The following is a 12499-nucleotide window of genomic DNA, read 5'->3' as shown; positions in this document are numbered from 1 at the left end:
GCCGCTCAGTCGCCCCGCGGGGCGTACATGATCACCGCCATGCCCGCGAGGCAGATCAGCGCGCCCGCGAGGTCCCAGCGGTCGGGGCGGTAGCCGTCCGCGGCCATGCCCCACAGGAGCGAGCCGGCCACGAAGATGCCGCCGTACGCGGCGAGGATGCGGCCGAAGTGGGCGTCGGGCTGGAAGGTGGCGACGAAGCCGTAGGCGCCTAGGGCGAGGACGCCGCCCGCGGTCCACATCCAGCCGCGGTGTTCTCGTACGCCCTGCCAGACCAGCCAGGCGCCGCCGATCTCGAAGAGGGCGGCCACGACGAAGAGGGCGGCGGAGCGGGCTACGAGCATGTCGGTCAGCTTCGCACGCCGTCTCGCCGGGGCTTGTGTCACCCGTGGGTCACCTGATGGAGGGCGCCTGTCGTTCGCCGTACGTGGGATACATCCCTGCGACCAGGGCGGCTGGAGCGAGGAGTGGGTGGCATGCGGGTGCTTGCGGTGTGGGGTGCGGTGGTTGCGGTGCTGGTGGGTGGGGGTACGGCGGTCGCCGTCGGCGGGCCCGAGGCGGATCTGGCGTATCACGGGGCCGCGGCCATGTCCGGCGGGCGGGTGGACGTACGGTTCACGCCGCGCAATCACGGGCCCGCCGCCGTTCCGGACGCGACCGTGCGGTTGCGGTGGTCCGAGCCGCTGCTGAACCGGCAGGCGCTGCCGGGCGGGTGTGCGCGGTCGGCGGAGCGGGTGGTGTTGTGCCGGGTGGAGGCGTTGGCGGCGGACGGGGTGGGGGAGCGGGTGGAGCTGCGGGTGCGGGTGCGGGGGGTGCCGTCGGAGGTGGTGCTGGAGATCGACACGGTGTGGAACGGGGGGACGGTGGATCGGAACCGGGAGAACGACCGGCAGCGGGTGTTGGTGTTGGACAGTGGGGATGAGTACTACTTCTGACGGGCTGCGGGGGGTTGTTTTTCGGCTGCGGGCCGGTGGGGGCTTGTCGCGCAGTTCCCCGCGCCCCTGAGTGGGTCGGCGGGCCGCAGGATGACATGGGCCCCGTGTCCTTGAGTGGGTGGGAATAGGTGTGCGTGGGGCGTCGTTCTCTGGGTGTGCGGTTATAGTTGAACCGTCAACAACCTGGAGGGTGAGCGACCATGCAGTTCGGGATCTTCAGCGTCGGTGATGTCACGCCGGACCCGACGACCGGACGTACGCCGAGCGAGCGCGAGCGGATCAAGGCCATGGTCGCCATCGCGCTGAAGGCCGAGGAGGTCGGGCTCGACGTCTTCGCGACCGGTGAGCACCACAACCCGCCGTTCGTGCCGTCGTCGCCGACCACGATGCTCGGGTACATCGCCGCGCGGACCGAGAGGCTGATCCTCTCCACCTCCACCACGCTCATCACCACGAACGACCCGGTGAAGATCGCCGAGGACTTCGCGATGCTCCAGCACCTCGCCGACGGGCGGGTCGACCTGATGATGGGGCGCGGGAACACCGGCCCGGTCTATCCCTGGTTCGGGCAGGACATCCGGCAGGGCATCAACCTGGCGATAGAGAACTACGCGCTGCTGCGGCGGCTGTGGCGCGAGGACGTCGTGGACTGGGAGGGGAAGTTCCGCACCCCGCTCCAGGGGTTCACCTCCACGCCCCGGCCGCTGGACGGGGTCGCGCCGTTCGTCTGGCACGGGTCCATCCGCTCGCCCGAGATCGCCGAGCAGGCGGCCTACTACGGCGACGGGTTCTTCCACAACAACATCTTCTGGCCCGCCGACCACACCAAGCGGATGGTCGAGCTGTACCGGAGCCGGTACGCCCACTACGGGCACGGGACGGCCGAGCAGGCGATCGTCGGGCTCGGCGGCCAGATCTTCATGCGGCGCAACTCGCAGGACGCGGTGAAGGAGTTCCGGCCGTACTTCGACGTCGCGCCGGTGTACGGGCACGGGCCCTCCCTGGAGGACTTCACCGACCAGACCCCGCTGACCGTGGGCTCCCCGGAGCAGGTCATCGAGAAGACGCTGAAGTTCCGCGAGTACGCCGGGGACTACCAGCGCCAGCTGTTCCTCGTGGACCACGCCGGCCTGCCCCTGAAGACCGTCCTGGAGCAGCTCGACATGCTCGGCGAGGAGGTCGTGCCGGTGCTGCGCAAGGAGTTCGCGGCGGGGCGGCCGGCGGACGTTCCGGAGGCTCCCACGCACGCGTCGCTGCTCGCCGCCACGCAGAAGGAGGTCGTCGCATGAGGCTCGTCGTCGTCTCGGCCGGGCTGAGCGTCCCGTCGTCCACCCGGCTGCTGGGCGACCGGCTGGCCACGGCGGTCGGCCGGCGAACCCCGGTCGACGTCCAGGTGGTCGAGCTGCGGGAACTCGCCGTGGACATCGCGCACAACTTCACCAACGGCTTCCCGGGCACGGCGCTGTCCGCCGCACAGGAGGCGGTGGCCGGGGCCGACGGGCTGGTCGTGGTCACTCCGGTGTTCTCGGCGTCGTACAGCGGGCTGTTCAAGTCGTTCTTCGACGTGCTGGAGCCGGAGGCGCTTGCCGGCAAGCCGGTGCTGATCGCGGCGACCGGCGGGACGGCCCGGCACTCGCTGGTCCTTGAGCACGCGCTGCGGCCGCTCTTCGCCTACCTCAAGGCCGTCGTCGTACCGACCGGGGTGTACGCGGCCTCGGAGGACTGGGGGGCGGAGGGGCTGGACGCGCGCGTGGAGCGGGCCGCGGGGGAGCTGGCGGGGCTGATGACCGGGCTGGCCGGAGTGCAGGCGGGCACCGCTTCGGGAGCGGGCGGCGCCTCCGAGGGGTCTGGCGTACTGGCGGGCGCCGGGGGCGCTTCGGAGGCGGCCGGATCCAGTGCGCCGGTGGGTATCGGGGCTCCCTCGAAGTCGGCCCGGGCCAGGGCGGACGGGTTCGCCGACGTGGTGCCGTTCGAGGAGCGGCTGGCGGCGCTGCGGGTGTGAGTGTCCGTTCCGGTGAGCGGGTGAGAGCCCAGTAAGAAGGGCACCCGGTGAGCTGCTCATCACGTCGTACGACTCGGCGGGCACGGCACACTGAGGGGGTGCCCCAGACTGTGCTGCTCGCCGAAGACGACCGTGCCATCCGTCACGCCCTGGAGCGCGCCCTGATCCTGGAGGGCTATCAGGTCACCGCGGTCGCCGACGGCGTCGAGGCGCTGGCGCAGGCCCACAAGACCCCGCCGGACGTGCTCCTCCTCGACGTGATGATGCCCGGGATCGACGGGCTCCAGGTCTGCCGGGTGCTGCGCGCCGAGGGCGACCGGACGCCGATCCTGATGCTGACGGCGCTCGTGGAGACCCAGGACCGGATCGCCGGTCTGGACGCGGGCGCCGACGACTACGTGGTGAAGCCCTTCGACGTCGAGGAGGTCTTCGCCCGGCTGCGTGCGCTGCTGCGGCGGACGAGCCCGGACGGCATGGCCCCGGCTGTCGACGTCCCCAAGGCGCCCCCGGCGCCCGACCTCCCTCAGGGCCGGATCGAGGCCGCCGGGCTGCGCATGGACATCCAGGCACGGCGGGCCTGGCGCGGGACCCGTGAGCTGGAGCTGACCCGTACCGAGTTCGAGCTGCTTGAGCTGCTCGTGCGCAACGCGGGCATCGTGCTCGACCACTCGACCATCTACGACCGGATCTGGGGCTACGACTTCGGGCCCGGCTCCAAGAACCTCGCCGTCTACGTCGGCTATCTGCGCCGCAAGCTCGACGAGCCGGGCGCGCCGCAGCTGATCCACACGGTGCGCGGTGTGGGTTACGTGCTCCGGGAGGACTGAGTGGGCCGGCTGGCCCGGATGTGGGCCCGGCCGCGGCCCCGGCTGCTGTCCCTGCGGACCACGTTCGCGGTGTCCTTCGCCGCGGTGACGGCCGCGGTGACCGTGCTGGTCGGTGTGCTGTCCTACAGCGCCGCCGCGCGACTGGTGCGGGTGGACCAGGAGTCCGTGTTCGACCAGGTCGTGCAGGATCTGCGGGACGAGGTGCGCCACCAACGGATGACGCCGGAGGACTTCTCGTCCTCGGCGCCGGGGCACGACCTGGTGCGGCCCGCCCGTACGGACGTACAGGTACTGGGGCCCACCGGGGCGGTCGCCGATCCGGGGCGGCCCGGGCTGCCGGTGGTCTCCGGTGACCGGCCCGTCGCGGCCGCGGATCCGGCCGGCCGGATGGTGCTGCACAAGGAGGTCTCGGTCGGCAGCGACGTCTACCGGATCGCCACCGTCTCGCTCGGCGGGGGGCGGGGGGCCGTGCAGGTCGCCCAGGAGTTCAGCGACACCGAGGACCTGCTGCGGGCGCTGCAGCAGCGGACACTGATCCTCATGGCCGCGGTGGTCGTCGGGGCCGGGTTGTTCGGGTGGTGGCTGGCCCGGCGGATCACCCGGCGGCTGGTGATTCTCACGTCGGCCGCGGAGGACGTGGCGCGCACCCGGCGGCTGGGGATCGAGGTGCCGGTCACCGGCTATGACGAGGTGGGGCGGCTCGGGCGGGCCTTCGACCGGATGCTGGGGCGGCTCGCGCAGTCGGAGGAGGACCAGCGGCGGCTGGTGCAGGACGCTGGGCACGAGCTGCGGACGCCGCTCACGTCGCTGCGGACGAACATCTCGCTGCTGCGGCGGATCGACGAGCTGCCGCCCGGCACCCGTGACGACCTGGTCGCCGATCTGACGCAGGAGGCCCGGGAGTTGACCGACCTGGTCAACGAACTGGTCGATCTCGCGGCGGGACAGTCGGACAACGAGCCGCCGCAGAAGGTCGACCTCGCCGACGTCGCCGAGGACGTGGCGGGGCTGGCCCGGCGGCGGACCGGGCGGGAGGTCGTGGTGCACGCGAGCGGCGCCACGTTGACCGACGGGCGGCCCGGGATGCTGCAACGGGCGATCTCCAATCTCGTCGAGAACGCGGCGAAGTTCGACCGGGACGGCACCGAGGCGATCGAGATCTCGGTGTCCGGGTTCACGCTGTCCGGGCCGGTGCGGGTGGAGGTCCTTGACCGGGGGCCGGGGATCGCCGACGCCGATCTTGTACGGGTCTTCGACCGCTTCTACCGGGCCGCCGACGCGCGCTCGCTGCCTGGCTCGGGCCTTGGACTGTCGATCGTGCGAGAGGTGGCGCTGTCGCACGGCGGAGCGCCGTTCGCGTTCCCCCGGGACGGCGGCGGAACGGTGATCGGCTTCACGGTCGGCGGGGACGCGTACGGGAGTTGAGCCGGGTCGGGTTGTCGGTCGGCTGCGGTTCCGTTGTGGCTGTACGCCGGGGCCGGGATCCCGACCGGATGTCGCCGGGCCCGTACCGCAGGAGGGCGTTCTCGTCTGCGGGGTGCTGTTTCGTGCCGGGTGCGGGTCGTCTGTGGCTGGTCGCGCAGTTCCCCGCGCCCCTGACGAAGACAGGTGCCGGTTCCCTTCGAAGGGAACCGGCACCTGTCTTGTCGTTGGTGGCGTAGGTGTACGGCTCGGCCGTGGTGACGCCCTGGATGCTGCCGGGCAGGCCTTAGGCGGGCTGCCGGCGTAGTGGGGTCGTTTCCAGTGCGGCCTGTGCTGCCGTCAGTGCGGGGTGGGTCTGTTCCGCGACGTGGTGGAAGGTCTCCTGGGCGGTGCGGGCCGGCCAGGCCGGGGGCAGGTGGCGGGCGGGGAGGCGCGGGTCGGTGCGGATGGTCCACAGCCACTCGCTGACCAGGCGGAGGCGGGTGCCGATCGGGTCGTCGTCGGAGCCGTTGCCGAGGTGCGCGGACCAGCGCTTGTCGAAGGTGACGTAGCGGGCGGCGATGGACTCCAGGTCCCAGGTGTCGCTGATCATCTGCTCGATGTCGGTGACCTCGGCGGCCTGGGCGTGGAAGATCTTGACGTGGGAGGCCAGGCCCAGCTCGGCGACCGCCGCGGAGACGTCGACATGGCCGGGGGCGATCCACAGGCCGCTGTACAGGGCGCCGAACCCGGACCAGGTGAGCCGGGAGCGCAGGTCGTGGCGCTGGCGTTTCCAGGAGTCGGGGAGGGAGAAGCCGAGCAGGGTCCAGGAGCCGTCCCAGTCGTCGTTGACGGCGCCCTGCTTCCAGATGCGGGTACGGCCGTCGATCAGGACCCGGGTGGCCTGCGGGGTCAGACCGAAGAACATCTTGCGGCCCTCGCGCTGACGCTGGAGCAGACCGCGGTTGACCATGCGGGTGAGGGTCGAGCGCACGGCCTGTTCACCGACCCCGACCCGGCCCAGCACATCGATGATGCTGCCCGAGTAGACGCCCAAGTCCCCCTGCTCCAGGACGTGGTTGCCGAAGAAGGTGAGCATGAGCGATTGCGGGCGCGGCTGCGGCCCTTCCGCGGTATCCAGGATGTCGTCGTCCTCCACGGGGAAAGGGTACGACCGTCCGCCGGCGGCACGGCAGGCGGTCGTACGAGGTCATCGGCGGTCGGCCGGGCGGGCGGGGTAGGTCGTCCGGGCACGGGCACGGGGTGGGGTGGTGCCGGACGTGGCGGGTGCCGTCGGTTACGCGGTGACGCCCTCCGCGTGGGGCGAGGCGGGCTGCGGGGTGGGGCCTTCGCCGAGTGAGGTACGGCTGGTCTCGCGGACGAACCACACGGTCAGCGCGGTGGTCAGCGAGCCGCCGCAGATGAGGAGGGCGACGGGGGTGCCGTTGCCGCTGCCAGCCACCAGGCTTCCGGCGATCATCGGGGAGAACCCGGCGCCGACCAGGGTGGCGCCCTGGTAGCCGAGGGAGGCGCCGGTGTAGCGCACCTTGGTGCCGAACATCTCGCTGAACAGGGCGCCGAGCGGGCCGTACATCAGCGACTGGGCGATGCCGTGGCCGATGACGACGGCCAGGATCAGGGAGCCCGGGGACTTGGAGTCGACCAGCGTGAGGACGGGGAAGGCGGTGGCGGCGGACAGCAGGGCGCCGGTGAGGACGACCGGGCGGCGGCCGATCCGGTCGGAGAGCGCGGACGCGCAGGGCAGTACGACCAGCGCGGTCGCGGCGGAGACGGTGAGCGCGGTGAGGACCTGCGGGCGGGCGTAGCCGATGCCGGTGGCGTACGCGATCAGGTAACTGGTCAGCAGGGACTGGGCGGTGAAGGCGCCGATGCCGACACCGCAGGCCAGCAGTACCGGGCGGGGGCGGCGCAGCACGTCGAGGATCGGCAGCCGGGACTCGGCGCGGTCCTTCTTCACCTCGGCGAACAGCGGGCTCTCGACCACCTTGAGGCGGACGAACAGGCCGACGCCGAGCAGCAGCACGCTCAGCAGGAACGGCACGCGCCAGCCCCAGGCCGCGAACTGGTCCTTGGGGAGGGTGGAGACCAGGGCGACGACGGTGGCGGAGATCAGGGAGCCGAGCGGGGCTCCCATCTGCGTGAAGCTGGACCACAGGCCGCGCCGCTTCTCGCCGGCGTGCTCGACGACCATGAGCGTGGCGCCGCCCCACTCACCGCCGATGGCGATGCCCTGGAGCACGCGCAGGGTGATCAGCAGGACCGGCGCCCAGACGCCGATGGTGTCGTACGTGGGCAGCAGGCCGATGAGGAAGCTCGCGCCGCCCATCAGGCCCATGGTGAGCAGCAGCATGTTCTTGCGGCCGAGGCGGTCGCCGAAATGCCCGAAGACGATGCCGCCGATCGGGCGGGCCACGTATCCGGCGGCGAAGGTGCCGAAGGCGGCGATGGTGCCCACGGCGGGGTCGGCGCCCGGGAAGAACAGTTCGCCGAAGACCAGCGCGGCGACGGTGCCGTAGACGAGGAAGTCGTAGAACTCGACGGCGGTGCCGAGCAGTCCGGACAGGGCGACCCTGCGGAGTTGGCGGACGCGTTCTGATGCGACGGGGGACGGGGACATCGCGGTCTCCCTTGAGCGGGGGAAGGACACCGCGAAATTAGGCTCTCAAATGACGGCCGTCAATAAAGTGCACAACATTGGCGCCCGTGTGATGCGCATCACTGGGCTCGGTGATCTACGCCTTCGCTACGACGGTCGCGCCGCCCGCCCCCGGCGAAGAAGTCGGCGAGGGGCAGGCTCGCCGCGCCGACCGTGACCGCGTCCGGGCCGAGCTTGCCGAGGGCGATGGAGACGCGTTCGGCCGGATGGCGCAGGGCGTACGCGTCGGCGTACCGGCGTACGGCGGGCAGGAAGCGGGTGCCGAGCTGGAGCCCCGCCCAGCCGCCGATGAGGATGCGTTCGGGCTGGAAGAGGTTGACCAGGTCGGACAGGCCGGCGCCCACGTACTCGGCCGTCTCCTCCAGGACGGCGAGGGCCACCGGGTCGGCCCCGGCGCCCTCGGCCGGGTGGGCGGCGGCGAGCAGCGCGGCCAGCGCCGTCTCCTCGTCGACGCCCTCCGGCGGCCGGCCGCCCGCCTCGCGCCAGCGGTCGACGAGCGCACCCGCGCCCGCGTACGCCTCCAGACAGCCCAGGGCGCCGCAGCGGCAGCGGCGTCCCCTGACCTGCACGGTCACATGCCCCCACTCCAGGGGGCGCCCGTACTCCACCTCCTCGGTGACGAGACAGGCGCCGATGCCCGAGCCGAAGAGCACGACGATCGCGTTGCGGGAGCCCCGGCCGGCCCCGAACCACAGCTCGGCCTGACCGAGGGTGTGGGCGCCGTTGTCGATGAAGTACGGGACGGAGTCGGGGAGTTCACAGGTCGAACGCAGCAGGGATTCGAGCGGCACGGCGTCCCAGCCGATCGTCTGGCCGTGGACCACCGCGCCCTGCTCGGGAGTTCGGGCGACGATGCCGGGAACTCCGATGCCGACGCCCAGCAGCTGTTCGGGCGCGATGTCGGTGTCGGCGAGCACCTCGGCGATGCCGTCGCGAATGTGCCCGACGACGACCTCGACGTCGTAGCCGTGATGCTCCAGGGGCCGTTCGGTGCGGGCGAGTTCGGTGAGCGTGAGGTCGAAGAGCTCGACGCGTACGCGGGTCTCGCCGACATCGACGCCGATCATGTGGCCGCCGGCGGGGGCGACGCGCAGCAGGGTGCGGGGGCGGCCGCCGTCGGACTCGACGGTGCCGGCCTCCTCGACGAGGCCGTCCTCGACCAGCTCGCCGACCACGTTGCTGATGGAGCCGCCGCTCAGACCGGTGGCCGGACCCAGTTCGAAGCGGCTCATCGGCCCGTCGAAATACAACCGCCGCAGTACCGCGGTCCGGTTGCCCCGTCGCAGGTCACGCACCGTCCGCCCGTTCCGCCCCGCCATGTGGATCCCTTCGACGCCGCCTCGACCTGCAAGATACCGCTGCGCCGACTCTTGACGCGACTTTCCTTCGCGTCTTAAATCACGCCATAAATTAACCCCGGGGGCGGTGTTCGAGAAACGAACGCACCCGGGGGTCTCCCCAGGAAGGGACACCAGAGCCATGCGCAGAACCCGAGCCGCGGCCGCCGGTGCTGTCACCGTTTCCCTCATGACTCTCGTGGCCGCCTGTGGCGGCGGCTCGTCGACGAGCGGCGGGTCCAACGACTCACCGAAGACCCTGACCTACTGGGCCTCCAACCAGGGCGCCAGCATCGAGGTCGACAAGAAGGTCCTCCAGCCCGAACTCGACAAGTTCGAGAAGCAGACCGGCATCAAGGTCAAGGTCGAGGTCGTCCCCTGGTCCGACCTGCTCAACCGGATCCTCACCGCGACCACCTCAGGCCAGGGCCCCGACGTCCTCAACATCGGCAACACCTGGAGCGCCTCCCTCCAGGCCACCGGCGCGCTGCTGCCCTGGAACACCGAGAACTTCTCCGCGATCGGCGGCAAGGACCGCTTCGTCGACTCCGCCCTCGGCTCCACCGGCGCCCAGGGCCAGGACCCGGCCGCGGTCCCGCTCTACTCGATGGCGTACGCCCTCTACTACAACAAGGAGATCTTCGCCGACGCCGGCATCACCGAGCCCCCCGCCACCTGGGACGAACTGGTCGCCGACGGCAAGAAGATCCAGGCCAAGGGCAAGTCGGCGCTGGGCGCGGAAGGTTCGAACCTGGCGGAGAACATCCACCACGTCTTCGTCTTCGCCCAACAGCACGGCGGCGACTTCTTCACCTCCGACGGCAAGCCCGACTTCACCAACGACAACGTGGTGGCCGCGGTCAAGCAGTACGTCGACCTCATGGCCACGGACAAGGTCATACCGACCGGCGACGCCGAGTACGCGCAGAACCAGTCGGTGAGCGACTTCGCCAAGGGCAACCAGGCCATGCTGCTGTGGCAGTCCGCGTCAGCCAACCTCAAGTCCCAGGGCATGAGCGAGGACAAGTACGGCATCGCACCGGTGCCCGTGCAGTCCGGCACCCCGGGCACCGGCACGCAGGTCAACTCGGCCGTCATGGGCATCAACCTGGCCGTGTTCAAGAACACCGACAACATCGACGGCGCCAAGAAGTTCGTGAAGTTCATGACCGGCGACGCCGAACAGAAGATCCTCAACACCGCATACAGCTCCATCCCGCCGGTGAAGACCGTGCAGCAGGACTCCGTCTTCAGCTCGGGAGCCAACGCGGTCCTCAAGAACACCCTCGCCACCAGCGCGGCCGCGCTGCCGCAGGTCGCCGACGAGTCACAGTTCGAGACAGCCGTGGGAACCGCCGTCAAGGACCTGTTCGCCGACGCGGCCGCCGGACGCGCGGTCACCACCGACTCGGTGAAGGCGGCACTGGACAAGGCCCAGCAGCAGATGCCGACGAAGTGAGCACGATGGCCACCACCGCACCCGCCGAGGCCGGCGTGCACAAGAACCCCTCCGGGACGGCGACTCCAGGCCCCCGCCGCCGCCCCGGAAGGGTCCGCCGCATCGGCCTGCCGTATCTGCTCCTGCTGCCGGCCCTGCTCCTCGAACTCCTGGTGCACCTGGTGCCGATGGTGATCGGCGTCGTGATGAGCTTCAAGGAGCTCACGCAGTTCTACATCCGTGACTGGGGCGCAGCGCCCTGGTCCGGCATCGACAACTACAAGGTGTCGGTGGACTTCGACGCCCCGGTCGGCGAGGCGCTGCTGCACTCCTTCCTCGTCACCGTGGCCTTCACGCTGCTGTCGGTCGGCCTGTGCTGGCTGATCGGCACCGCGGCGGCGGTCTACATGCAGGACACCTTCCGCGGACGGGGCCTGCTGCGCGCCCTGTTCCTGGTGCCGTACGCCCTGCCGGTCTACGCGGCCGTCATCACCTGGGTGTTCATGTTCCAGCACGACAACGGCCTGGTGAACCACGTCCTGCACGACCAGCTCCGCCTCACCGGCAAGCCGTCCTTCTGGCTCATCGGCGACAACAGCTTCTGGGCGCTGCTGACCGTGTCGGTGTGGAAGGGCTGGCCGTTCGCCTTCCTGATCATCATGGCGGGGCTGCAGAACATCCCGGGCGAGCTGTACGAGGCGGCGGCACTGGACGGGGCCGGGATATGGCAGCAGATCCGCCGCATCACGCTCCCGTCCCTGCGGCCCGTCAACCAGGTCCTGCTCCTCGTCCTGTTCCTGTGGACCTTCAACGACTTCAACACGCCGTACGTCCTGTTCGGCAGGTCGGCCCCGGAGGCCGCGGACCTGATCTCGGTCCACATCTACCAGGCGTCCTTCGTGACGTGGAACTTCGGCACCGGCTCCGCGATGTCCGTACTCCTGCTGCTGTTCCTGCTCGCGGTGACGGGCGGCTACCTCCTGCTGACCTCCCGGGAAAGGAAGCCGGCCGATGCCTAGCCCCAACTCGCCCATGGCACCGCCGCGTTCGTTCTTCTGGTCCCGGCGGATCTTCCTCACGCTGCTCACCGGCTTCGTGCTGCTGCCGGTCTACGTCATGGTCTCCAGCTCGCTGAAGCCGCTGGCGGATGTGACGGGCGAATTCCACTGGCTGCCGAGCCGGTTGACCATCCGGCCGTACATCGACATCTGGTCGACGATCCCGCTCGCGCGCTACTTCGTGAACTCGCTGATCGTGGCGGGCGCGGCGACCATCTGCTCGGTCGTGATCGCGGTCTTCGCCGCGTACGCCGTCAGCCGCTACGACTTCCGCGGCAAGCGCGTCTTCACGGTCACCGTGCTGTCCACGCAGATGTTCCCCGGCATCCTCTTCCTGCTGCCCCTCTTCCTGATCTACGTCAACATCGGCAACGCCACGGGAATCGCCCTCTTCGGATCCCGCGGCGGGCTCATCCTGACGTACCTGACCTTCTCGCTGCCGTTCTCGATCTGGATGCTCATCGGGTACTTCGACTCGGTGCCGAGGGACCTGGACGAGGCCGCCCTGGTGGACGGCTGCGGTCCGCTCGGCGCGCTCTTCCGGGTCGTCGTGCCGGCCGCGATCCCCGGGATCGTCGCGGTCGCCGTCTACGCCTTCATGACCGCCTGGGGCGAGGTGCTGTTCGCGTCGGTGATGACCAACGACGCCACCCGCACGCTCGCCGTCGGCCTCCAGGGCTACTCCACGCTCAACAACGTCTACTGGAACCAGATCATGGCCGCCTCGCTCGTGGTCAGCCTCCCCGTGGTCGCCGGGTTCCTGCTGCTCCAGCGCTATCTCGTCGCCGGACTGACGGCGGGCGCCGTCAAGTGACCGACCTTGAAAG

General features: G+C 70.5%; 12 protein-coding genes. 8 read left to right on the top strand and 4 right to left on the bottom strand.

The window, feature by feature from the left end:
• Nucleotides 1–5: 5 nt before the first annotated feature.
• Nucleotides 6–341 carry a YnfA family protein gene (locus ACI2L1_RS13455; RefSeq protein WP_404739462.1) on the bottom strand — a complete coding sequence of 112 codons (336 nt, stop codon included), beginning with the start codon at nucleotides 339–341 and terminating at the stop codon, nucleotides 6–8.
• A 132-nt stretch (nucleotides 342–473) separates the two neighbouring features.
• Here ACI2L1_RS13455 and ACI2L1_RS13450 point away from each other — a divergent pair, with 132 nt between their 5' ends.
• The 5 genes from ACI2L1_RS13450 (at nucleotide 474) to ACI2L1_RS13430 (ending at nucleotide 5186) form a co-directional block, all read left to right on the top strand.
• Entirely contained in the window at nucleotides 474–932 is a 459-nt protein-coding gene (locus ACI2L1_RS13450) for a hypothetical protein (RefSeq protein WP_404739461.1), read from the top strand.
• A 200-nt stretch (nucleotides 933–1132) separates the two neighbouring features.
• Nucleotides 1133–2221, top strand: coding sequence for an LLM class flavin-dependent oxidoreductase (locus ACI2L1_RS13445; protein WP_404739460.1), 1089 nt, complete (start codon nucleotides 1133–1135; stop codon nucleotides 2219–2221).
• Entirely contained in the window at nucleotides 2218–2934 is a 717-nt protein-coding gene (locus ACI2L1_RS13440; protein WP_404739459.1) for an FMN reductase, read from the top strand. The genes ACI2L1_RS13445 and ACI2L1_RS13440 overlap by 4 nt, the downstream gene beginning before the upstream one ends.
• A gap of 98 nt (nucleotides 2935–3032) precedes the next feature.
• A complete protein-coding gene (locus ACI2L1_RS13435; protein ID WP_404739458.1) occupies nucleotides 3033–3761 on the top strand; it encodes a response regulator transcription factor in 729 nt (242 codons plus the stop codon).
• 18 nt (nucleotides 3762–3779) lie between these two features.
• Complete coding sequence (locus ACI2L1_RS13430) at nucleotides 3780–5186, top strand: ATP-binding protein (RefSeq protein WP_404739509.1); 1407 nt, start codon at nucleotides 3780–3782, stop codon at nucleotides 5184–5186.
• A 283-nt stretch (nucleotides 5187–5469) separates the two neighbouring features.
• Here ACI2L1_RS13430 and ACI2L1_RS13425 read toward each other — a convergent pair whose 3' ends face one another.
• From ACI2L1_RS13425 to ACI2L1_RS13415, 3 genes are all read right to left on the bottom strand, one after another.
• Nucleotides 5470–6321, bottom strand: a complete 852-nt coding sequence (locus tag ACI2L1_RS13425) for a PaaX family transcriptional regulator C-terminal domain-containing protein (RefSeq protein ID WP_404739457.1) — start codon at nucleotides 6319–6321, stop codon at nucleotides 5470–5472.
• Between the two features lie 138 nt (nucleotides 6322–6459).
• Entirely contained in the window at nucleotides 6460–7800 is a 1341-nt protein-coding gene (locus ACI2L1_RS13420) for an MFS transporter (RefSeq protein WP_404739456.1), read from the bottom strand.
• A gap of 98 nt (nucleotides 7801–7898) precedes the next feature.
• Entirely contained in the window at nucleotides 7899–9158 is a 1260-nt protein-coding gene (locus tag ACI2L1_RS13415) for an ROK family protein (RefSeq protein WP_404739455.1), read from the bottom strand.
• A gap of 160 nt (nucleotides 9159–9318) precedes the next feature.
• Here ACI2L1_RS13415 and ACI2L1_RS13410 point away from each other — a divergent pair, with 160 nt between their 5' ends.
• From ACI2L1_RS13410 to ACI2L1_RS13400, 3 genes are read left to right on the top strand one after another with little or no spacing between them, the layout of a single operon-like run.
• The gene (locus ACI2L1_RS13410; protein WP_404739454.1) at nucleotides 9319–10635 is read left to right on the top strand and encodes an ABC transporter substrate-binding protein; all 1317 of its coding nucleotides are present in this window, start codon (nucleotides 9319–9321) and stop codon (nucleotides 10633–10635) included.
• A 5-nt stretch (nucleotides 10636–10640) separates the two neighbouring features.
• On the top strand, nucleotides 10641–11633 hold the full coding sequence (locus ACI2L1_RS13405) for a carbohydrate ABC transporter permease (RefSeq protein WP_404739453.1): 993 nt from the start codon (nucleotides 10641–10643) through the stop codon (nucleotides 11631–11633).
• Nucleotides 11634–11646: 13 nt separating this feature from the next.
• Nucleotides 11647–12486 carry a carbohydrate ABC transporter permease gene (locus ACI2L1_RS13400; protein WP_404739508.1) on the top strand — a complete coding sequence of 280 codons (840 nt, stop codon included), beginning with the start codon at nucleotides 11647–11649 and terminating at the stop codon, nucleotides 12484–12486.
• The last annotated feature ends 13 nt before the right edge of the window (nucleotides 12487–12499 follow it).

Origin of the sequence: Streptomyces sp. NPDC019531 (genome assembly GCF_044903305.1) — a bacterium.
In the GTDB taxonomy this organism is placed as follows: Bacteria; Actinomycetota; Actinomycetes; order Streptomycetales; family Streptomycetaceae; genus Streptomyces.
This window is presented reverse-complemented; position numbering and strand designations above follow the sequence as displayed.

Excerpts from the sequence above, each read along its gene's own strand:
- ACI2L1_RS13455 (WP_404739462.1), bottom strand. The coding sequence starts at position 341 with ATGCTCGTAGCCCGCTCCGCCGCCCTCTTCGTCGTGGCCGCCCTCTTC.
- ACI2L1_RS13450 (WP_404739461.1), top strand. The coding sequence starts at position 474 with ATGCGGGTGCTTGCGGTGTGGGGTGCGGTGGTTGCGGTGCTGGTGGGT.
- ACI2L1_RS13445 (WP_404739460.1), top strand. The coding sequence starts at position 1,133 with ATGCAGTTCGGGATCTTCAGCGTCGGTGATGTCACGCCGGACCCGACG.
- ACI2L1_RS13440 (WP_404739459.1), top strand. The coding sequence starts at position 2,218 with ATGAGGCTCGTCGTCGTCTCGGCCGGGCTGAGCGTCCCGTCGTCCACC.
- ACI2L1_RS13430 (WP_404739509.1), top strand. The coding sequence starts at position 3,780 with ATGTGGGCCCGGCCGCGGCCCCGGCTGCTGTCCCTGCGGACCACGTTC.
- ACI2L1_RS13420 (WP_404739456.1), bottom strand. The coding sequence starts at position 7,800 with ATGTCCCCGTCCCCCGTCGCATCAGAACGCGTCCGCCAACTCCGCAGG.
- ACI2L1_RS13415 (WP_404739455.1), bottom strand. The coding sequence starts at position 9,158 with ATGGCGGGGCGGAACGGGCGGACGGTGCGTGACCTGCGACGGGGCAAC.
- ACI2L1_RS13410 (WP_404739454.1), top strand. The coding sequence starts at position 9,319 with ATGCGCAGAACCCGAGCCGCGGCCGCCGGTGCTGTCACCGTTTCCCTC.
- ACI2L1_RS13405 (WP_404739453.1), top strand. The coding sequence starts at position 10,641 with ATGGCCACCACCGCACCCGCCGAGGCCGGCGTGCACAAGAACCCCTCC.
- ACI2L1_RS13400 (WP_404739508.1), top strand. The coding sequence starts at position 11,647 with ATGGCACCGCCGCGTTCGTTCTTCTGGTCCCGGCGGATCTTCCTCACG.